Genomic DNA, 20,271 nt, shown 5'->3' with positions numbered 1-20,271 from the left:
GGCGCCGCTGGACCGCATCACCAAGCAGTCGGGCATCTTGGCTCCCTGCGGCGGCCGGCAGTTTCGGGTGCCGGCCGCCGCCGCTTCTTCAGACAGGCCGGTGTGCTGTGTGCCGCCCCGCGACCCGGTTCGCCTCGGGCGATAGCCGCCCCGGCGTCGGTATTCGCAGGTCCCGGCTTGCATCTCGCAGGTATACCCGGCGTCATGGCCGTCTCTGGCACGATGCAGGGCATGGGGCGACAGGAGGCCATTACGTTCAAGCCGAGCGGCAGGACCGGCAACCTGCTGCAACTATGGGCGTGCGCCAGAACCCTGTCCCTGCGCTACGGGTGGGAGTACCTGCACAACCCCATCGACGGGTTCCCAATGCAGCACCCGACGCGATCGCGGATGACGGACACCGCGGCGTTGCTGACTGGCCGGTTCACGCGGTTGAGCGGACACGGCTGGGACGGTAGCGGGAACACCCACGGGAACGTCACCGGGCGTGCCGCGTCAAAGCCGGGCGCGTACCGGGTGCTCGACTGGTCTGGGGTGTTTACCCGCGTTGACGAGTTCCGGCCCACCCTGACCCGTGAGCTGCTCGATAGCCGGCAGATCGTCCGAAGCGACCGGGTGGGGCTACACGTTCGCCGCGGTGACTCACACTACCCGCTGCCGGCCGACTACTACGCCCGCGCCATCAGCAAGGTCGTTGGGGGAGACGATGTCGTGGACCTGTTCACGGACGGCGACCCAGACGCCGTTGTTGACGAGATTAGCCGCCAGGTGCCTGGCCTCCGCGTCGAACCGCAGCGCGGCACCCCGGTCGAGGACATGCTGGGCCTCGCGGGGCACCGCGCCATCGTCATGTCGATGTCCTGGTTCTCCTACTGGGCGGCATACTTGGCGCCGGGGGCGCGAGTCATCGCGCCATCTGACTTCAGCTACTACCCCGAATGGGAACCTGTCTAGGCCGTCCGGCGGACACGACCTTGGAAAGCTTCACCCGGCATCCCCGTTGAGGAGGCAGCCTTCTGCGTTACCGTGAGTTACAGCCTTCTGGTGCCCGATGGTCGGGATGACAATGACCTCAGCGGTGAAGGCTGCCGCTTCTGCGGGCGACCAAAGCCGGACATCAGCCCATATGCCGTGACGCCGCTGACCACGAGCTGGGCGTCCCCCGTAGTTGCGGCCACGTTTAGGAGATATCAGCGGCGCAAGGCCTGAGGTGCCAACTCGCCAAGAGGGCCCTGTTCCTCTGGGCGGCCGAGGTGTTGATCTCGGGGACATGTTGCCGAGCGTGCCCGCGTCAAGTTGGCCCGACGACCAGGTGCCGCGGCGATGCTTCGTAACGAGGCCCGCGGATCCGCCGGCCTCGAGTAGCCGTGGGCAGGAATCGGTATGCCCGCTATATGGTCATCCGCCCGAACGCCCCACATTTGCGGGTTCGCCCCGGTAACGTGACATGCGATCACGGTGGGGCTCGCGACCATCGGTTATCCCGCAGGGGGATATTGCTGTGGGCAAGAGTGCGCTCATCACCGGCATCACCGGTCAGGACGGTTCCTACCTCGCCGAGCTGCTGCTCAGCAAGGGCTACGAAGTGCACGGCATCGTCCGGCGCTCGTCCAGCTTCAACACCGAGCGGCTCGACGACATCTACCAAGACCCGCACGAGTCTGGTCGCAACCTGTTCCTTCACTACGGCGACCTGGCCGATTCCTCGGCCTTGGTGAACCTCTTGCGCGACGTCACGCCCGACGAGGTCTACAACCTCGGGGCGCAGAGCCACGTCAAGGTCAGTTTTGAGACCCCGGAGTACACCGGGGACGTCACAGGTCTGGGCACCATCCGCCTTCTGGAGGCAGTACGCGCGTCGAAGATCGACACGCGCTACTACCAGGCATCGACCTCCGAGCTCTACGGCTCGACGCCGCCTCCGCAGAGCGAGACCACACCCTTCCACCCGCGCTCGCCGTACGGCGTGGCCAAGATCTATTCGTACTGGGCGACAGTGAACTATCGGGAGGCCTATGACCTGTTCGCGGTGAACGGCATCCTCTTCAACCACGAGTCGCCTCGCCGCGGCGAGACCTTCGTGACTCGCAAGATCACCCGCGCCGTGGCACGCATCAAGGCTGGCATCCAGGGCAAGCTTTACATGGGCAACATGGACGCCATCCGCGACTGGGGCTACGCGCCGGAGTATGTCGAGGGCATGTGGCGCATGCTCCAGGCCGACACCCCGGATGACTACGTCTTGGCGACGGGCGTCGGAGCGACAGTGGAGCAGTTCGCTGACGCAGCGTTCAGAGCGGCCGATATGGACTACCGCGATTACGTCGAGATCGACCCGGCCTATTACCGGCCTGCTGAGGTGGACTACCTCCTTGGCGACCCGGCCAAAGCGGAGTCGAAGCTGGGGTGGCGGGCGGCGACTCGCTGGGACAGCCTTTCTCGGCTGATGGTTGAGGCCGACGTCAAAATGGTGGAAGACCAGCTGGCCGGCCGCCTCGTCCGCGCGGACCGCTAGCGTGCGACGCGGTGGATCGGGCTCGCGAGCGCGAGCGAATCGGACACGCGGACGCGGCTGCGGCGCAGTTGCCGCCCGCAACTCCGCACCTGAGCTGACCAAATTGCGACAGCCGGCGACCTCCCCGTGATTACGTCGCTCATTCAGGCACTCACAAATGTCGCGGTGGCAATATCCCTTACCGTCCTGGTATTTACCTCATCGCCTGTGCGCAGGGTGTGTGCTTCCGCGGCCCTTGCGCGCCGGCGTGGTGGCGCTCGAACCATAGTCGCCACGGTCTTTGTCTTCGGCTGCTTGAGTCTCGACCTCGGTGCGGGCGCCCTTCAGCAGAGGGACACAGGAGCAAGTCCGATTGTGTCCCTGCCGACACTGGGTCATCTGCTGCAATCGGCCTCTCGCAGTGAACGCATGACTCTGGCACTCGCCATATTCTCAGGCATAGGTTTGATATCGGCTGCATTGAGAACTCGGCGAGAAGGGATGGTCGTGGCATCCCGCAGCCCAACCACGTTTTGGTTGGGATGGCTTGCCCTTATCGGATTCAGCACGCTGCTCAGCCAGTACCCACTGCCTTCAAACTCTGCACTACCTTTCGTTTCGACGCTTGCTTCTGTGGCGGCAGTTCTGGTCTGGCTCCCAGACCTTGATGCCAAACTGACGAAGGATCTCTTGTTCCTGATCATTGTCGTGGTCCTTGCTGGAACTTTCTATTCCTTGAGGCTCAGCCCTGAATGGTGTTGGACAACCGAGTGGCCAGGTGGATTTGGTGAAGGACCAAGGCTTGACGGACTCTTTCCTCAGCCGAACGTTGCAGGCGAGTTCTATGCTCTCGCGTTTCTCTTCATCTTTACACATAGGGCGGTCAGTCTTCTTCCTCGACTTGCGCTGTCGGCCCTCTGCGGATACCTCACGTACGAAACAGGGTCGCGAGGTGCGTTGATGGTCGTCGGCGTCACGCTATCCATGATTGTCCTGCTTCGCCGGTCGAAGGTCGGGCCACGAATGCTGGCAGTTGCCGCAATTGCGGTCTGCGCGGTGCTCCCCTTCTCCATCTTGGGCGCAGGGGCTACCGACTTCAATGGGCGCGGCGCGGCGTGGAGGGTAGCAATCTCGGCATTTCAAGACTCGCCCGTTCTTGGTGGTGGTGCCTTCCCGCTACATGTTGGGGGGACTTCCCAACCGGCGTACGCGCACAATCAATTGCTCCAGACGGCAGCGGAGACCGGAGTTGCTGGCGTCGTAATGCTGCTCATTGCACTGGGGCTGAGTATCCATCGAATGACACAGGGGAACATAAGTCGATTCGAAACGGCAGCAGTCATCGGGGTGCTCGCGATATTTTCGATTGAAAATCCGATACGAATATTCGAGCAAGAATTCGCAACCACGTTTGTGCTGCTTCTCATAATCCTTGAGTTGGCCGCCAGAGGGCAGGAGGCTAGGGTTCCAGAATTGAGCGGGAATCTACGGTCGAAGTTGCTCGTGCGCGGACGTGCAGCCGTGGAGCTGGTGTGAACACGGGAAATCTGCCAAAACTGAAGGCTCGGCTGCTGCCAACTTGGTGGCAGACGTACGGCCCTTTCGCCGGAAGAGTCAAACGACAAGGGTTCATGGCTGCTATCTCCGTTGCGTGCTCGGCGGTACTTGAGGCGCTCGGATTGGCAATCCTCGGCATTGCGGCGTCGAAGAACCACTTGACGGTCCAGGAATCACTGCTAGTCGCCCTCCTAATTGCCGGGACCCTCTTCTTGGCGACAGCCGCACGAGCGTTGGCTGACCGGGCATTCGCAAAGGCCCAGGTCGACCTTGAGCTCGAACTCCGTGAGGTCATCTCCGACGCGATCCTTGTCGCCACGTGGGAGGACTTCGTGGGGCAACCGGGTCATGAACTCCAGTCGGCTGCTGTCTCCGAGGCGCCCCAGGTCGCGCAGGCGACGATCACGTACATCAAAGGGCGCGCCTCCGTGTTGGCGGCAGGAATTGTCTTCTTGTGCACATTCTTGGTGTCGTTCAGTTCGACATTGATCTGCGCCGCTTTCGGCTGCCTAATTATATACGTGTATGGTCGAGCTAATCGGGGCCTTCGACCCGTACAAGAGCGGCTGGCGGCGGGGAATACTGAGATTACGAGACATACCTCGGTTCTTGTCACTGCTTTAAGATCTCTCCGAGTGTCTCCGGCGCAAGACGCGTGGCGCTCCGATTTGCAGGAGTTGTTTGAGCAGCACCGGGAGGCGCGGCTGCTCGATATGACAATCCCAGTTCGTGGCCGATTTCTCGTCGAGAGTATTGCCGCAGCCATGATCTTCACGGTCTTGTCCGTTCAGGTCACCCTCACTGGGCAAATCCTCCCCGGTCTAATCGTGATGGCGCTGATCTTGCGCGTCACGCCCAGAGTTCAGGCCGCCCAACAGTTGATGGCATTTGCTCGCCACGGAACTGTCTGGGTTGACCGATGGACCGATCGTTTGGAAAAACTCAGCGTCGAAAAGTCTGCCTGGAAAGAGGTCGTGACACCCGCCATCCTTGGGCAACCGTCCAAGGATCTGGGGGATTCGGTGTTGCGACTCCGGAATGTAAATTTCTCCTACCGCGGCCATTCCGTGCCAGTTTTGCAGGACGTAAGTCTCGAGATCATGACGGGCCGTTGGTATGCACTAAAGGGAGCGTCGGGCGGAGGTAAGTCCACCCTAATCGATGTTATTAGCGGTGTCTTGACGCCAAATTCGGGGGACGTGCTCCTTCGCGATCGTCCCGTGGCGACTATGGTTAATTCAAATCTCTATAGCTGCCTTGCAGTTGTTCCGCAGGATGTGCATCTTATTGGCGGGAATGTGCGGGAGATCGTTACTTGGGGTGGACGCATGCCCGCGACGTCGAGGCAGATTGACACTCTCACCGAGGCGCTCGGTATCGACAAGATGTTCATGTTCAGTTCCGAGCATGATGGAACGGTCGATGAGATGAGTCGAGACATCTCCGGCGGCATGAAGACTCGGCTTGCCGTCGCCCGCGCCCTGCTTCCGGAGCCAAGCCTCCTCATTCTTGACGAGACCACTTCGAGGCTCCACCCTTCGGCGGAAGCTGACATTTTCGCGCGGATACGAGAGATAAGGCCGGAAATGGCTGTCGTCGTGGTCTCGCATCGTGAAGAGACTTCGCGCCTCGTAGATCATGAGATGCAACTGATCAACGGCAGAGTGATCGTGTCGTGAGGGAAGCGGGAACGCTTAGGACTCAGCAGACCCAGCCAGTGCGGGAGACCCCTTGATGGAGGCCACATCGGTTAGCGTCGTCATCCCGACCATGGCCAACGGCCGTGGACTAGGGAGGGCACTGGAGAGCGCTCTGGGTCAGCGCGGGGTGACAACGGAGCTTATCGTGGTCGTGGACGGCCGCATCAGAGACGATTCCGACCGGCGATCTCTTTCCGCGCTGCGCGGAACTGATCGCGTGGTCCACTTACCGCGCACACGCGAACCCGCGACACTTCGCAATGTTGGACTGGCTCTAGCCAGGACCGAATTAACAGCCTTCTGTGACGATGACGACTGGTGGCTCCCTGAAAAGCTTGTGACTCAGGTCGATGCCATGAAGGCTAGGCGTCTCGCCCTAGTGTCCAGCAACGCCAGGAGAGTGGTTGACGGCAAGTGCGATGCGCTCTACTTCAACGACCCGCCGCAGGCGATATCTTTCAAAAGCATGATCAACTCAAATTGGGTCATCACGAGTACTGCCCTGGTTCGAACGCATGCATTGCGATCCGCCGGGGGCTTTCCCCCGGGTAGTCGCACGAGAAACTGCGACGACTATGTTGCTTGGCTCAAGCTCGCAAGCATCGGCGGCGTATTCATGGTGCCGGAGCCTCTTGCTTTCTACACCGTTAACAGCCCCGATTCGCTGTCCGCTCAAGACCCGCTTGGTGGCGTCGATATTAGGTCAACTGCGATCACTGCGCTGATGGAGTATTTTGATAAGCGTCCCGCCGGCATTGGTAGGCGTGAGCGGCGGATCATCTCTAGACACATGAGAGCGAGAGTTTCTGCGTGACTCATCACCGTAGCGATCGGGCCCCGGCAGGAACGTCCTTGATCGTGCTGTGCACTGGAAAGTATCGAACGTTCTTAGGCCCTCTGATCAGAAGCGCGCAGCAGAATGTTGTGAGTCTGGATCGAATTTTTGTCATGTCTGACCAGCCCGTAGATCCTAGCCCGGGCGTCGAGTGGTTGCCGGTGGGCCATCTCGCCTGGCCGTACTCGACTCTCCTGAGGTATCGCTACATCTCAGCTTACGCAGAGGTTCTCTCTAAATGCGACACTCTGCTGTACGTGGACGTCGACATGCGCATCCAGCGACCCCTTGATCTCCGTGGTGTTCGGAGTCTTGTCGCAGTGGAGCACCCAGGATACGTAGGGGTCGCCCCAGAGACGCTCCCTTATGAGCGGCGAGTGGAGTCCAAATGCGGAGTTGCGGACAACTACGGGCATCAGTACTTCGCCGGAGGCGTTCAGGGAGGTGAAGCTGATGTGTATCTGAGGGCCTGTGCAGAGATGGCTGGATGGATTCACGACGACCTTGCGAAGGGGATTGTTCCTGTATGGCATGACGAGAGCGCATGGAACAAGTACCTATCTATCCAGCCACCAAAGCATGTCCTGAGCAGCCTCTACTGTTCGCCCGAACACGAAGAGGTTCCCAACGCTGTGATTGTGGCACTGGACAAGGATCATGACGTATTTCGTGAGACTCCTCGTGCAGAGATAATCCGACGAGGGGTAAAGCGGCGGTGGAATCGAGTGAGGTCCCTCACTCGGAACGTCGTTCTCTCCTTTGGGATGACAAATGATTAGCGTGCGCTTGATGGGTGGATTGGGCAATCAGCTTTTTCAGTGGACCGCGGCGGTGTACCTCACCGAGGTCAGGGGTCTGCGATCGAAACTCGAAGCGTCTTGGTACGACATGTCGCCGAGGGCGGATACGCCGAGGGGGATCGAGATTGATAATCTCGCAGTGGGGGAAATGTACCGCCTCCCGAATCTGGTACCGAAAATGGTGTATTCCACGAGAAATCACCGCCTAATTCGGGAAGGCGACAGTACTGAGCGGCTTCTAGACGCGGTTCCTAGGTCCACCATTTGGCTTGAGGGTTACTTTCAGCGGTCGGAGTATGCCCTTGCGATTCGTGAGACACTGCGACGTCGCCTGTTGCCGCAGATTGAAAGCTTTCCTGCTTCGCAAGATTGCGAAGGATATCTAGGCGTGCACGTACGTTTGGGTGACTACTTGAGCAACCCAGCTGCGAATTCACACCACGGGGTGAGTGGGGAAGACTACTTCATGCGAGCGATCGAGAACGTCAAAGCTCAACTGGGCGAGGATATCCCAGTAATTCTGTTCACTGACTCGGCCGATCTTCTCCCCGGTGCATACCCTGATTTGTGGAAAGTTGCTAACAAGGTTTCTCCCGCTGAGTCGGCTTGGGAAACGCTGAGTGCCATGGCTTCATGTCGTGGCTTAATCATGTCAAATAGTTCGCTATCTTGGTGGGCCGCATTCACGGCTTCGAAACTGAAGCAGAGCGACGCGCGGATCGTGAAGCCGGTTCCTTGGTTCAATGGCCGGTCGGCTGCTGATGATCTGCTGCGCATTGACGACTGGTGCGAATTGCCACGAACAGTCGTATTGAATTGAAACCGAGGCACATTATGAACCCACTTGAGCATGACTTGATCATCTGCACTCGTAACCGTCCGGGCGATCTCGACCGTGCACTAAGTTCCGTCGCAGAGCAAGTTCTGATGCCAGGAAAGATCATCATTGTTGACTCCAGTGATGATGACGCGTCCCTCAAGGTGGTTGAGTGCTGGCAAGACACACTCGCCAAGCTTGATGGTCGTGTGCTGTATCAGAGGAGCGAGCCTGGGTTGCCTTATCAGCGGAACCGTGGCATATCCCTCTCAGAGGGTGACGTGGTGCACTTCATCGATGACGATGTCATCCTGTCTCCGGGATATTTCCAGGCCATCATGAATGTCTTCGGCGGCGACTATACGCGGGCGATTGCTGGTGTGGGTGGGTTAATCCAGAGTCAAGAGGAGAGGCGCCCTCGGGTCTGGTGGCGCCTGGCGTGCATGGACTCTAAGCGTGGTGGCGTGATCCTTCCTTCAGGAGTCAATGTCATCGTCACCCAAGCGGCCGAAGCGATGAGAGTCTCATGGCTCTCAGGGTGCTCAATGTCATATCGCCGACACGTTCTCATTCACGAGAGTTTCGATGAAAGTCTCCCAGGGTACGCCCTCATGGAAGACGTTGACTTCAGTCACCGCGCATCCAAGCTCGGCCAGCTGGTAATCGATCCGGGAGCGCGGCTCGAACATAGGGTTTCTCCGGTTGAGCGCTGGGATTATTCCAGACGCTTCCGTGCTGCGACGTATCGGCGGGGGTGGTTTGTGCGAAAGCACCTGGGACTCCCAGGTGAGATTGCTTTCTGGTGGAGCGTCCTCGTTGGTGGCGTGGTCGGTCTATTTGTCGCGTTAGTCAGGAGGAGTCGGTGGGATTTGCGTGTGACCCTTTGGCGAATTCAGGGCGCTTTCGACTTCCTCCGCGGGATCCGGTAGGGAGTCAGGCCGCAGCCGAATTGACTGCGGCGCTTATTGATGTGCCCTCAGGTAGTGTGCAGGCGTGCTCAGTTGGCATCTGCCTCGGAGCGCTAGGTCCGGGCGCCTGAGGACTGCTCCAAGCACCGCAAGTGCTGCGCCTCGGGCGATCGAGGCCAGTGCGGACCGGAGGATTCGAAACCGACCTAACGTACCGCGTTGCGACTGGACTCTTGCCCAGGCGGCCGCTGCTAGAGCGGTGCGCTTTCTGACCCAATCCGGACTGACTCGTTCTGGCGTCACAGGCTCCCAGGCCAAGGCGTGCGCACAGTACTTGATGGGAGTGCCTGCCTCCCGCTGGCGGAGAGACATTTCTGTATCCTCGCCCACTCCGTTGAGGACACGGAAATGCAGTCCTTGACGAATCACGTCACCGGGAATGAGCAGGTTTCCGCCATTGCAGTGACCGAGACTCGTTCCGTCCAAGTACTCGGTTCGTTTCCACGGCCATCCACCGCGCGCCCACTTTGGTACAGGCTCCGGCAATATTGGACGGACTGGTCCAACCCACATGGTTCCGGGTTCAGAGTCGTGAGCTCGCAGGAAGGATCGAAGCCAACCCTTGGATGGGACCTGGTCGTCGTCGAAGAAGATCAGAACGTCAGTCAATTGTGCGTGCGCCAGGGCTTGGTTCCGCGCGTTTCCAACGCCTTCCAGATCCTCTAAGACGTAGTCAATCGTAAGGTTCGTTGTTTTTCGCAGTTCTTGAACGACCGCTAAAGCGCTCCGCGTGGGGTCGTTATCAACGACGAGCACGCGCAATCGCCAGCCAGGAGTTGATTGCTGTTCGGCAATGCGATGCAGGGCCCGCAGGAGATGGGTTGGCCTGGCAAGAGTGCATATCGCGACGGTGGCTGTGCGCGTTATCAATTCTTGTCCCGACGGTCACTCTTTGATCTGACCTGTCTGGCGTTCGAATTTCGTTGCTGTTTGGGACCATCGGCCAGAAGTCCCTCGTGAAGCAGCTGTTCTTCTGTTGTGAAGCGTGAAGAAATCGTTCGCGCCGGATTTCCAGCGACGATGCTATAAGGCGCAACGTCCGAAACGACTACAGAGCCGGCCGCCACAACGGCTCCTTGGCCAATCCGAACAGGGGCGAGAATGATGGCTCCGTATCCGATCCACACGTCTGGGCCAATCGTCGCAGGAGCCTGAAGATCTTCCGCTCCTGTTTCCCCTACCCATCTGGCGTGACGAACAACTGTGCCTATCTGGCGGTGATCATGGTCTCGGCGCCCGACGATTCCCACGTTGTTTGCGATCAGCGAGCCCGCGCCTATTGCGCCGTCCACCTCGATTGTGCAGAACTTGCCGATGTAGGCATCGTCGTGAACAACCAGGCCGGAGGGCGCCCACAAGCGCGTTCCTAGGCCTATGTGTACGTTGCGGCCGACTCGAACGTTGGCTTGGACCGCGTAGAGCCGCACCATTCGCTGGAATGCCGTTCGTGCTGCATTCTTGATCACGAACGAACCCCCGCTAGCGCTTGAAGAATTCCTTCCTTGAAGTTCGCGACCATAGCCTCGTTGGTGATGGCGTCGGCGGTGCTCCGACAACCATCCCGTAGCCGAGTCATTAGAGAGTCGTCCTGGAGCAAACGCAGCACCGCGTGGGCAAAGGCTTCCGCCGAGTCGGCTGGGCTGACGACCAGGCCGTTGACGCCGTCCTCGAGGTATTCAATCTCCGGGCTGTGAAAGTCCACGTCTGTTGTCACTAGCGGTGCCTCTGCCGCAAAGGAGTCCAAGATGGCCAAGCCGACAAGTCCGGGCATGAGGATGCAGTCGGCCGCCCGCAGGGCGAGTGCACGGTCGGATCCATCGACGCGCCCTAAGAATCGGATCCAAGGCTCAGCCTCTGCGAGCTCCTTGGTTTGGCTCAAGGCGGGACCGTCCCCCGCGACAAGAAGCGTGAAGTCAGGGCGCTTGGCACGCACTTGTCGTGCAGCCGAGATGAGGAAGTCGAGACGCTTGTCGTCGTAGATGCTGCCCAGGAAGAGTGCCGTGCTCCGACGGGTGGCGCCCCAGCGACTCAAGAACTCTTCAACAGCATCAGTTGGCAGCGCAGATATCTCCGCGCGCAAGCCTCGGGTGTCGATGGAGTTCTGCACGGTGGTGATGCGGGCGTCGGGATAGCCCAAGGATGCGACGCGCCGTCGGCATCCCTCCGTGTATGCAAACCACCAGTGGGGGAGGCGGGAGTACCTGCGCTTGAGGTACTCCGACACACGGCTCGCAGTGTGTGGTTGCAGGTTGGCCCCGTGGCCCCAGAGAGCGACCGGAGGAGTCAGCCGCAGCTTCTGTCCAGCAAGAAGTACGTAGTTGACGAGCAGCTTGCTTGCCTGCTCCACGATGACCAAGTCGGCCTGCCGGGCGAGGCCGACGACCGGCTGCCATATGAGAGTCCGCTGACCCAGTCGTACCGTTGAGTTTGGTCGATGAATGGTCCACTCCATACGTGCTGCGTCCTTACGCAGAGCGTCGGTCGAAACTGGATCTCCATGCGCGAGCACGAGGTCGATCCCGTGCTCCTTCAACGAGTCCCGCAATCGTTCGAAGAACTGAACCCGGTACACCGGGATGTGCTTGTATGCGATCAGGACCCGTGTTCTCATCGTGAGACCTGTGACTTGCGCACGCGGTGGCGCATGGCGGTGGCCATGAACCGGGGATTGCCGACCAAGTACCGCCGCCAGAGCCGCCGCGGTTCGCTGGCAAGTCGGTACAGCCACTCAAAGCCGCTGCCATGGAGGAATCGTGGAGCTTGCTTCACGCTGCCCGCCCAAAAGTCGAATGCGGCGCCGACGGGAACAACCGCGGCTCCTAGGCTCTCGGCCAGCTGCGGTACCGCGTAGTCCTGTCTTGGGGTCCCCAAGCCGATCCATACAATGTGCGCTCCGCTCTGGGAGATGCGTTCAGTGAGTGACGCGAGTTCCTGGAGCGTGAGATCGCGGTACAGCGGGGCTTCGGTGCCGACGATCTGGATCCCCGGTGCGTGCTCTTGCAGCTTGCTAGCCATCAGCTCGGCGACGCCGGGTGCGCCGCCATACAGGTAGTGACGCAGCCCTGCCTGGACGCCGGCCCGCGCCACGTCGCCAACAAGGCCGGGTCCGCGGACAGGGCCCTGCGTTCCGTGGATTCGCCCCAGCCACGCGACCGGAGTGCCATCCGGGAGATTGAGATCGGACTTCAGAAGTGCCTCTCGGAGCAAATCGTCGGAATCCACCAGGGACAGCGTGTAGGCATTGCAGAGGTGCGCCTGCAAGGACGCGCCATTCGAGGCGTGATCGACGATGAGTGCTGCCGCGGCATCGGGAGTCATGGCTGCGACGGGCACGCCGCAGACCTCATATCGGGGAACCGCCTGCAGCTCGTCTCTCATGCCCGGACTGCAACGTGCTGCTGGAACCACTCGTATGTGGCGCGGATGCCGTCGTGAAGAGTCACTTCAGCGCGCCAACCAACTGAGTGGATGTTGCTGACGTCCAGCAGTTTGCGAGGTGTGCCGTCGGGCTTGGAGCGGTCCCAGGTGATGGCGCAGTCGTAGCCCACGACGCCGGCGACGGTCTCCGCGAGCTCGCGGATAGTGACGTCCTCCCCTACCCCGATGTTGATCGGCTCGGGCTCGTCATAGCGTTCGAGCAACGTGACGCACGCAGCTGCCAGGTCGTCGACGTGAAGGAACTCGCGACGCGGTGTGCCGGTGCCCCAGAGCACGACCTCATCCCGGCCCTCGACCTTGGCGTCATGGAACTTGCGGATCATCGCCGGCAGCACGTGCGAGGACTCGAGGTCGAAGTTGTCGCCGGGGCCGTAGAGGTTGGTCGGCATCGCCGAGATGAAGGACGCGCCGTGCTGCCTTCGCATGGCCTGCACATGCAGGACGCCGGCGATCTTGGCGATGGCGTAGGCGTCGTTGGTGGGCTCAAGGGCGCCAGTCAGCAGAGAGTCCTCGCGGATGGGCTGCTCGGCGAACTTGGGGTAGATGCAGCTTGAGCCGAGGAACAGCAGGCGCTTGACGCCAAAGGCCTGGGCCGCGTCCATGACGTTGACCTGGATCCGGATGTTGTCCGAAAGGAAGTCGGCCGGGTAGGTCGAATTCGCCATGATGCCGCCGACCTTGGCCGCGGCGAGCACGACGTACTCGGGCCGGGTCTCGCGGCAGAAGTCGAAGACCGCGTCGCGGTCCCGGAGGTCCAGCTCGCGCGACGATCGGCCGATCAGAGCCGTGTGCCCCCGGGCTTCCAGATGGCGCCACACCGCGCTGCCCACGAGGCCGCGATGACCGGCGACATGGATGCGGGCATCAATGGGCAATGGCTGGTCGTACGTCCCCTGCATGTTGACACGATAGGGGGATCAGGACTCAGACCTCAGCCAAACTGTCCTGACTGTCGGAATTGCCCGTGGCCGGGACAAAGCGGTAGCCGACGTTGCGGACGGTGCCGATCAGGATCTCGTGCTCGGTGCCGAGCTTGGCGCGGAGGCGTCGGACGTGGACGTCGACCGTCCGGGTGCCTCCGAAGTAGTCGTAGCCCCACACCTCCTGGAGCAGCTGGGCGCGGGTGAAGACCCGGCCCGGGTGCTGGGCGAGGTACTTCAGGAGCTCGAACTCCTTGTAGGTCAGGTCGAGCAGCCGGCCCCGCACGCGCGCGGAGTAGGAGGCCTCGTCGATGACGACATCTCCAGCGGTGATCTGGGCGGCTTCCTCCGGCTCGTCGCTGGCCATGCGGGTGACGGCCAGGCGGATGCGCGCCTCCACCTCGGCCGGCCCGGCACTGTCCAGCAGCACGTCGTCCACGCCCCACTCGGCCGTGAGACCAGCGAGGCCACCCTCGGTGAGGATGGCCATGAGGGGGACGGAGACACCCGTCGCGCGAAGGACCCGGCACAGCGACTTCGCGACCGCGAGCTCCCGGCGGGCGTCCACCAGGATCACGTCGGCGCTCGGCCCGTCCACCAGTGCGGCTGGCTCGGCCGACAGGATCCGCACCTGGTGACTCAGGAGGCCCAGCGCTGGAAGCACCTCGGCGCTCGGAGCCAAGGCGTTCGTCAGCAGTAGCAGATGCGCCATCCACCGCAGGATAGGCGACGGCCCTGCCTCATCCCGGGCATTGACCACGATCCGGAATCTTTGCCAAAACCGGACATTCTCAATACTCAGGTCGGTATCGTCGCCAGTGGTCCGGGTGGAGTCTGAATGGACCGGACGCCGGGGTGCAGGGGAGGTCGGGCCGCGTGATGGTGCAGATGAACGCGCTGATGGTCTGGGTGGGTATCGGCCTGGTGGGCTTCGGCCTTGGCGCGCTGATGGTCGCGCTCCAGGTCCGGCCGCCGCGCGACGACGCCCAGGCCGGTTCTGGGCGCAACGGCCCATCGCAAAGGACGCGGGAGTCCGCGCAGCGGCGGGAGATGGCCGCCCACTGATGACGGCCCTCGAGGAACGCCGCGAGCAGCGCCTCCACCAACAGCACCAGACCGTCACCGCCTTCCTGCGCCGCATCGCCGTCACCGACGCCCTCGTCATCGTGTGGGCCGTCACCGGGGCGCAGGTGGTGCGCTTCGGCGGGAGCGATGCCACGGTCCACGGTGTCCCTGCAGCAGGACTCATCGACCGGCTCGGCTACACCACGATCTCCGGCATCCTGGTCGTGGCGTGGGGCCTGATGCTCCTGCTGCACGACTGCTACGACCGGCGCACCGTCGGCCACGGGCCGGAGGAATACAAGCGCGTCCTCAAGGCGACGTTCCGGTTCTTCAGCCTGGTCGCCATCGTCAGCTACGTCCTGAAGATCGACCTGGCCCGCGGCTACGTGGCCCTCGCCTTCCCCGCCGGCGCCGTGGGGCTGCTCATGGCCCGCTGGCTGTGGCGCAAGTGGCTCGTCGTGCAGCGCGCGCGAGGTCAGTTCAACGGGCGGGTGCTGGTGGTCGGCGACCGCGCCCACCTCCCCGGCCTCATCGCAGCAATGGACTCCGTCCCCGGCGCGGGCTACCAGGTCGTCGCCGCCTGCTGCGGGGACGGCACCGGCGCACCCTTCGGCCGGGTCCCTGTCGTCGGCACCGAGCTCGAGGCCGCTGTCGTCGCCCGGGAGCTCGGAGTCGACACGGTGGCCTGCACCTCCTCGTGGCAGCTCGGCGCCCGAGGCCTGCGCGAGCTCGGGTGGGCGCTGGAGCGTGCCGATGTCGACCTGCTCGTCGCTCCCGGGCTGACCGAGGTGGCGGGCCCCCGGATCGTCACCCGGCCCATCGCCGGGCTGCCCCTCCTGCACATCGAGGCGCCCACGTTCAGCGGGCCCCGCCTGGTGCTGAAGAACGCGCTCGACCGGGCCTGCGCGGCCCTCGGTCTGCTGCTGCTCTCGCCGATGTTCGTGGTCATCGCGCTGCTCATCAAGCGTGAGGGCAGGGGGCCCGTCTTCTTCCGCCAGGAGCGGATCGGCCGCGACGGCCGGCCGTTCCACATGTTCAAGTTCCGCAGCATGGTCGTCGGCGCCCAGGACCTGGTGGCCACCCTGCTCGAGCGCAGCGACGCGGCCGGGCCTCTCTTCAAGATCCGCGACGACCCGCGCGTGACCCGGGTCGGCCGGACCCTTCGGCGCTTCAGCCTTGACGAGCTGCCCCAGCTGATCAACGTGCTGCGGGGGGAGATGAGCTTGGTGGGGCCTCGCCCGCCGCTGGCCACCGAGGTCTCCACCTATGCCGACGACGTGCGGCGCCGGCTGCTCGTCAAGCCGGGCATGACCGGGCTGTGGCAGGTCAACGGGCGCAGCGACCTGGCGTGGGAGGACGCGGTCCGCCTTGACCTCTACTACGTGGAGAACTGGTCGGTGCTGCTCGACCTGATGATCCTGCTGCGCACCTTCCGCGCCGTGCGCCGGGCCTCCGGGGCCTACTGACACCGTGCGGGTCCTCGCGCGCGCGTGGGGCAAGATGGCGGCATGCGGGGACCGGAGACCATGACCAGCGTGACCGTCACCCTGCGCTACTGGGCCGGGGCTCGCGCCGCGGCCGGCGTGGACTCCGAGCAGGCCTCGGGCGCCACCGTGGGTGAGGTGCTCGCGGCGGCGGCCGCCCGGCATACCGCGCTCGAGCCCGTCCTGAGGGTGGCCTCGATCCTGCTCGACGGGCGGCCGGCCAGCGCAGATGAGCAGGTGAGGGACGGCGCGACACTGGAGGTGCTGCCGCCGTTCGCCGGCGGGTGATGTGAGAATGAGGCCCGTGTCCGATGAAGCCACCTCCGAGCCGATGACGCGCCGCGCCCGGCGTGAGGCTGAGCTCGGCAACACCGGACCGATCCCGTTGCCGCACCTGGCGCAGGACACCTACCGCCCCCTCGTCACGATCGTGGTGCTGGCCGCCTGCTCCCTGCTGGCCGTCAGCGCCTTCGCTGGGGCCGGGCTCGTCGCGGCGACCGTGCTGCTCGGCGGCGGCGTCATCGGCTGGGGCTGGGCCGGCCTGCTCGGCCTGCCAAGCCCGCGCGGCACCATGACCGTGCTGTGGATCGGCACCGTCGCGCTCGTCGCGGCGAGCGTGTCGTTCAGCGACGAGCCCTACCTGCGCTGGCTCCCCGGGGCGTTCGCGCTGTCGCTGCTCGTCGCCTTCGGCCACCAGCTGGCCCGGCGCGACGGGCGGCCTCGCCTGGTGGAGTCGATCGTCTCGACCGTCGCCGCCCTGGCGCTCATCAGCTCGGGGGCGTGCCTGGTCCCGCTGCCGCACGTCGTCGGCGGCGCCCAGGTGGTCGCCGCCGCGGCGGCCGCCATCGGCGCCTCCGCCCTCACCGACCTCTGCGCCCGCTGGGAGCACCTGCGCTCCTGGCTGCTGCCGCTGGCCATGCTGGCCGGGGCGGTCGCCTCGGTGCTCTTCGCCCAGGCCTCCGGGGCCTTCACCTGGGGGCCGGCCGCGCTGCTCGGCGTCGTCGCCGGCGGCGTCAGCCACTCGGTGCGCCGCCTGCTCGGCCACCAGCCCTCCATGGTCGGTGCCCGCCCGCAGCTCGTCGCCGCCGTGGCCTCGCTGCTGACGCCCGGCGTCGTGGTCTACGTCGTCAGCCGCCTCTTCGTCTGAGACCGGCCACCGCCCGCCGCCGCTACGTCGAACGGGCGATCCCCGGCGCGGGCTCCTCGCGCAGGCTGACCGGATGCTCGCCGCCCTCCTGTCGCTGACCGCGCTCGCCGGCACCACGGCATACGCCCTGCGGGTGCCGTCCCCGACGGCCTCGGCGGCGGTGCTGAGCACCTCGGTGGCGTGGCTGCTCACCAACGGCCCGCTGGAGGGGCCGATCCTCTGGACCGTCGCCCCCGACCGGGGGCTCACCACGGCCGACCTCCTCGTGCCAGTCACCGTCGGGGCGGTCGCCCTCCGGCAGGCCCGACGCCGCCGGTCCCGGCGTCGCGGGCCACGCGGCGGCAGTGGCCCCGTCTTGCCGTATTGGGGCGATCAGACCCGATAAGGTCGCCCTCGACGACGCGCCGGTGCGGCAGGGGAGCTCGATGAACAAGCAGCTGGTCCAGGGCCTGATCGGTTCTGTGATGATCCTCGGCGGGCTCTGGCTGCTCTGGTACGGCCTCATCGGCCACCCCTGATCCCAGGCCCGATCCCACCGCGGCGCGTCAGGCCGCTCCCGCTCACCAGCCCTCGCCCTGCTGAGGGTCAGCCGTTGCCCTGCGGCAGGCCAAGATCTCGTCTCCACCGTCAAGGAAGCACCCCGAAGCGTCGCTGACGCTGCGCCCGCGTCGATCTGGTCCGCACAGGTCACGGATGACCGGAGCGGGGGCAGGCCATGGCTGGCGGCGTTCTTTCGACGTGGGGGCGTGGACCCGGGTCCACCCGACGCTGGGCGGGGGCGCTCGCCTCGCTCGCCGCATGGGCCGCGCTGGCTGCCAGCCCGGTCGCCAGCCCGTTCGCCTCTGGCCAGGGGCTCCCCGCGGGCTCTCGTCCACCGCACCCGGGCGGGACGCCGTCCGTGGCCCTCACCGCCGCGACCGCCCTGACGTATGACGAGGGCCTCGGCACCACGGTGGCGCTTCAAGCCGGAGCCGGCTCCACGGCATACCGCTTCCTGTCCCTCGTCAACGGCAGCCGGTTCATCGCCCGGTGGGACCCGTGCTCGACGGTCGGCTACCGGGTGAACCTGGACCGGGCCGACCCCGGCGCGCTCGGCGACGTGCAGGAGGCCGTCCGGCGGATCGCCGGGGCCACCGGGCTGCGCTTCGCCTACCGCGGCACCACCTCGATCGTGCCGGGCAGCGGGGCGAACCTCGGGCCGGCCTACCCGGCGGACACGCAGGTCGTCATCGCCTGGGCCCGGCCCGGGGTGAGCCAGCTGCTGCCCCGGCTGGGCAGCCGCCCGCTCGCCATGGGCGGGACGCAGTGGACCTCCGGCTTCGTCGACCCCCGCGGCGGCCGGTGGGCCAAGGCCAGCAACGGCTTCGTCGTGCTCGACTCCACCCAGCACCCGCCGGCCCGCTTCGGGCCGGCCGGCTACAGCCCCCGGGGCAAGCTGCTCATGCACGAGCTCGGCCACGTCGTCGGCCTCGCCCACGTCTCCGACCCGGGCCAGGTGATGTATCCGGTCATCACCACCAGTGCCGCCGGCTGGGGGAGCGGCGACCGGGCCGGCCTGCGGGTCCTCGGCGCCGACTCGGGCTGCCTCCGGGCGCGGTGACTTCCCGGGTTTGGCATAACCGCCCCGCGCGGGGGTCTCGCGGGGATAGAGTCCGGCCCACGGTCGCGGGGGCGGTGCGGCGACCCTGGCTGGTCCAAGACGCGGAACCCCTGCCTGCCCCCGTGACTCCCAAAGCTCCTGTATGCGCGGACGGCTCGTCCGTCACGAGCCTTCCGGCCGCGCGACGAGCCGTCCGGCCGCGACTGCGGGTGGTCAGGCGCGGTGGAGGCAGCCGGCGGCGGCGCCGACCAGTCTCAGGCCGACCTTGTCGCCGGCACCCCAAGCGGCGACCTTGTGGGTCAGCACCGGGTTCATCACCTCGGTGACGTCGTGGATCGCCGGATGCGCCAGGCCGACCGCATGGCCGAGCTCGTGCATCAGCAGCTGGCCCTCGGTGCCCTGCAGCCCCGTGAGCGGTCCGGCGCCGAAACCGGCTGTCACGTGCTGCCGGTCGTCCAGCACGACGTAGCCGCGGACGATCGAGGAGGCCGGGTTCTGGTGCACGTCGTGGTAGCCCAGCGCCCAGGTCGCCCCGCCCCGGGCCAGCTCGCCGGTGCCCGCCGGCAGGTAGTCGCTGACCCCCGGAGCCGTCCACGCCAGGACGATCTGCACGCCCGCCGGGTAGGCCGGGTAGGCCCCGTTGACCTTGCGGCCCGGCACCACCGCGGTGTCGGCCCGCCGGACGAACCGCAGCCCCGTGGCCGCCCCCAGCCGGCTGAAGGCGCCCGCCACGTCGGACGCCCAGCCGGCCGGCGCGTGGGCGGGGTTCACGGCATACCCGATGGTGCGGACGGCACCGGTGGAGGTGCACGGGTTCCACCGCGCCACCGGCGCGGACGCGCTGGCCAGCCGGGAGAGGAAGGCGTAGGCGCGGGGGTTGGACACCGGCGGCAAGGTGACCGTGATGGTCATGGCGCGGGTGGCGACCGCGACCCGGCCGCCGGCGGTGGGCGCGTAGACGCGGTAGGTGAAGCGGCCGGTGGTCGTGGTCGGGACGCGCAGCGCGTAGCGCCCGGTCGAGGTCCGCAGGCTGGTCGTCGTGGAGTGCCACGCGCTGGAGTACCAGCGCTGGAGGACCACGGTGCGCGGCGAGCTGCCCACGGTCACGGCGCCGCTGACGGTGTCGGTGCTGCCGCGGGTCACGGTCGTCGCGCCGAGCAGCCACGAGATCGTGCTGCCGGCCAGGGCGTGCGCGGGGCCGGTGCCCAGCACCACGGTGGCCGCGGTCGCGGCGACGGTGGCCAGGCTCAGCGGGCGGCGGAGGGGGCGAAGGCGGAGGCGGGGGGCGTGCATCGGCGTTCCAATCGGCGGGCTGCCCACCTACTGAAGGACTCCGCCTGTGACGACACGCCCACTACGTCATCGAGATGACCTGCGGACCACCCCCAGTGACTACGGGTGACCAGCCGGGATTGCCAATGTTCGTGGCGACTCGGGACCAAGGTC

At 64.8% G+C, this 20,271-nt stretch carries 21 protein-coding genes; 14 read left to right on the top strand and 7 right to left on the bottom strand.

Going from position 1 to position 20,271, the window contains the following annotated elements; genetic code table 11:
- Nucleotides 1–231 precede the first annotated feature (231 nt).
- From AC3ANM_RS09185 to AC3ANM_RS09150, 8 genes are all read left to right on the top strand, one after another.
- On the top strand, nt 232–954 hold the full coding sequence (locus AC3ANM_RS09185) for an alpha-1,2-fucosyltransferase (RefSeq protein ID WP_488287821.1): 723 nt from the start codon (nt 232–234) through the stop codon (nt 952–954).
- A gap of 547 nt (nt 955–1,501) precedes the next feature.
- Nucleotides 1,502–2,515: a GDP-mannose 4,6-dehydratase gene (gmd, locus tag AC3ANM_RS09180; protein WP_488287820.1), complete on the top strand. Its 1,014-nt coding sequence runs from the start codon at nt 1,502–1,504 to the stop codon at nt 2,513–2,515.
- A gap of 408 nt (nt 2,516–2,923) precedes the next feature.
- Nucleotides 2,924–4,030: an O-antigen ligase family protein gene (locus tag AC3ANM_RS09175; RefSeq protein ID WP_488287819.1), complete on the top strand. Its 1,107-nt coding sequence runs from the start codon at nt 2,924–2,926 to the stop codon at nt 4,028–4,030.
- Between the two features lie 95 nt (nt 4,031–4,125).
- On the top strand, nt 4,126–5,730 hold the full coding sequence (locus AC3ANM_RS09170) for an ATP-binding cassette domain-containing protein (RefSeq protein WP_488287818.1): 1,605 nt from the start codon (nt 4,126–4,128) through the stop codon (nt 5,728–5,730).
- A gap of 55 nt (nt 5,731–5,785) precedes the next feature.
- Nucleotides 5,786–6,565, top strand: a complete 780-nt coding sequence (locus AC3ANM_RS09165) for a glycosyltransferase family 2 protein (RefSeq protein WP_488287817.1) — start codon at nt 5,786–5,788, stop codon at nt 6,563–6,565.
- A complete protein-coding gene (locus tag AC3ANM_RS09160) occupies nt 6,562–7,365 on the top strand; it encodes a hypothetical protein (protein WP_488287816.1) in 804 nt (267 codons plus the stop codon). Before AC3ANM_RS09165 ends, AC3ANM_RS09160 begins: the two co-directional genes overlap by 4 nt.
- A 10-nt stretch (nt 7,366–7,375) precedes the next feature.
- Entirely contained in the window at nt 7,376–8,206 is an 831-nt protein-coding gene (locus AC3ANM_RS09155; RefSeq protein ID WP_488287815.1) for an alpha-1,2-fucosyltransferase, read from the top strand.
- On the top strand, nt 8,173–9,132 hold the full coding sequence (locus AC3ANM_RS09150; RefSeq protein WP_488287814.1) for a glycosyltransferase family 2 protein: 960 nt from the start codon (nt 8,173–8,175) through the stop codon (nt 9,130–9,132). The genes AC3ANM_RS09155 and AC3ANM_RS09150 overlap by 34 nt, the downstream gene beginning before the upstream one ends.
- 33 nt (nt 9,133–9,165) lie before the next feature.
- Here AC3ANM_RS09150 and AC3ANM_RS09145 read toward each other — a convergent pair whose 3' ends face one another.
- Genes AC3ANM_RS09145 through AC3ANM_RS09120 form a run of 6 tightly spaced genes read right to left on the bottom strand, consistent with a single transcriptional unit; the run spans nt 9,166 to nt 14,241 of the window.
- Complete coding sequence (locus tag AC3ANM_RS09145) at nt 9,166–10,041, bottom strand: glycosyltransferase family 2 protein (RefSeq protein ID WP_488287813.1); 876 nt, start codon at nt 10,039–10,041, stop codon at nt 9,166–9,168.
- On the bottom strand, nt 10,038–10,637 hold the full coding sequence (locus AC3ANM_RS09140; protein ID WP_488287812.1) for an LbetaH domain-containing protein: 600 nt from the start codon (nt 10,635–10,637) through the stop codon (nt 10,038–10,040). The genes AC3ANM_RS09145 and AC3ANM_RS09140 overlap by 4 nt, the downstream gene beginning before the upstream one ends.
- Entirely contained in the window at nt 10,634–11,782 is a 1,149-nt protein-coding gene (locus AC3ANM_RS09135; protein WP_488287811.1) for a glycosyltransferase family 4 protein, read from the bottom strand. The genes AC3ANM_RS09140 and AC3ANM_RS09135 overlap by 4 nt, the downstream gene beginning before the upstream one ends.
- The gene (locus AC3ANM_RS09130; protein WP_488287810.1) at nt 11,779–12,549 is read right to left on the bottom strand and encodes a WecB/TagA/CpsF family glycosyltransferase; all 771 of its coding nucleotides are present in this window, start codon (nt 12,547–12,549) and stop codon (nt 11,779–11,781) included. Before AC3ANM_RS09130 ends, AC3ANM_RS09135 begins: the two co-directional genes overlap by 4 nt.
- Nucleotides 12,546–13,508, bottom strand: a complete 963-nt coding sequence (locus AC3ANM_RS09125) for a GDP-L-fucose synthase family protein (protein WP_488287809.1) — start codon at nt 13,506–13,508, stop codon at nt 12,546–12,548. Before AC3ANM_RS09125 ends, AC3ANM_RS09130 begins: the two co-directional genes overlap by 4 nt.
- A 25-nt stretch (nt 13,509–13,533) precedes the next feature.
- The gene (locus tag AC3ANM_RS09120) at nt 13,534–14,241 is read right to left on the bottom strand and encodes a response regulator transcription factor (RefSeq protein WP_488287808.1); all 708 of its coding nucleotides are present in this window, start codon (nt 14,239–14,241) and stop codon (nt 13,534–13,536) included.
- A 164-nt stretch (nt 14,242–14,405) separates the two neighbouring features.
- Here AC3ANM_RS09120 and AC3ANM_RS09115 point away from each other — a divergent pair, with 164 nt between their 5' ends.
- The 6 genes from AC3ANM_RS09115 (at nt 14,406) to AC3ANM_RS09090 (ending at nt 18,825) form a co-directional block, all read left to right on the top strand.
- Nucleotides 14,406–14,594: a hypothetical protein gene (locus AC3ANM_RS09115; RefSeq protein WP_488287807.1), complete on the top strand. Its 189-nt coding sequence runs from the start codon at nt 14,406–14,408 to the stop codon at nt 14,592–14,594.
- A complete protein-coding gene (locus tag AC3ANM_RS09110) occupies nt 14,594–16,060 on the top strand; it encodes a sugar transferase (protein ID WP_488287806.1) in 1,467 nt (488 codons plus the stop codon). The genes AC3ANM_RS09115 and AC3ANM_RS09110 overlap by 1 nt, the downstream gene beginning before the upstream one ends.
- Nucleotides 16,061–16,120: 60 nt before the next feature.
- Complete coding sequence (locus tag AC3ANM_RS09105; protein ID WP_488287805.1) at nt 16,121–16,366, top strand: MoaD/ThiS family protein; 246 nt, start codon at nt 16,121–16,123, stop codon at nt 16,364–16,366.
- A 16-nt stretch (nt 16,367–16,382) separates the two neighbouring features.
- Nucleotides 16,383–17,225 carry a hypothetical protein gene (locus AC3ANM_RS09100; protein ID WP_488287804.1) on the top strand — a complete coding sequence of 281 codons (843 nt, stop codon included), beginning with the start codon at nt 16,383–16,385 and terminating at the stop codon, nt 17,223–17,225.
- Between the two features lie 73 nt (nt 17,226–17,298).
- Entirely contained in the window at nt 17,299–17,610 is a 312-nt protein-coding gene (locus tag AC3ANM_RS09095; protein ID WP_488287803.1) for a hypothetical protein, read from the top strand.
- Nucleotides 17,611–18,123: 513 nt separating this feature from the next.
- Nucleotides 18,124–18,825 (top strand): matrixin family metalloprotease, encoded by a 702-nt coding sequence (locus tag AC3ANM_RS09090; RefSeq protein WP_488287802.1) that lies wholly within the window; start codon nt 18,124–18,126, stop codon nt 18,823–18,825.
- A gap of 213 nt (nt 18,826–19,038) precedes the next feature.
- Here the strand turns inward: AC3ANM_RS09090 and AC3ANM_RS09085 are convergent, their stop codons facing one another.
- Nucleotides 19,039–20,118 carry a hypothetical protein gene (locus tag AC3ANM_RS09085; RefSeq protein ID WP_488287801.1) on the bottom strand — a complete coding sequence of 360 codons (1,080 nt, stop codon included), beginning with the start codon at nt 20,116–20,118 and terminating at the stop codon, nt 19,039–19,041.
- Between the last annotated feature and the right edge of the window lie 153 nt (nt 20,119–20,271).

It is taken from the genome of Oryzihumus sp. JJN4-3R (assembly GCF_057747915.1).
Note: the sequence above shows the minus strand (reverse complement) of the source record. Positions and strands in the feature narration are given on the sequence as shown.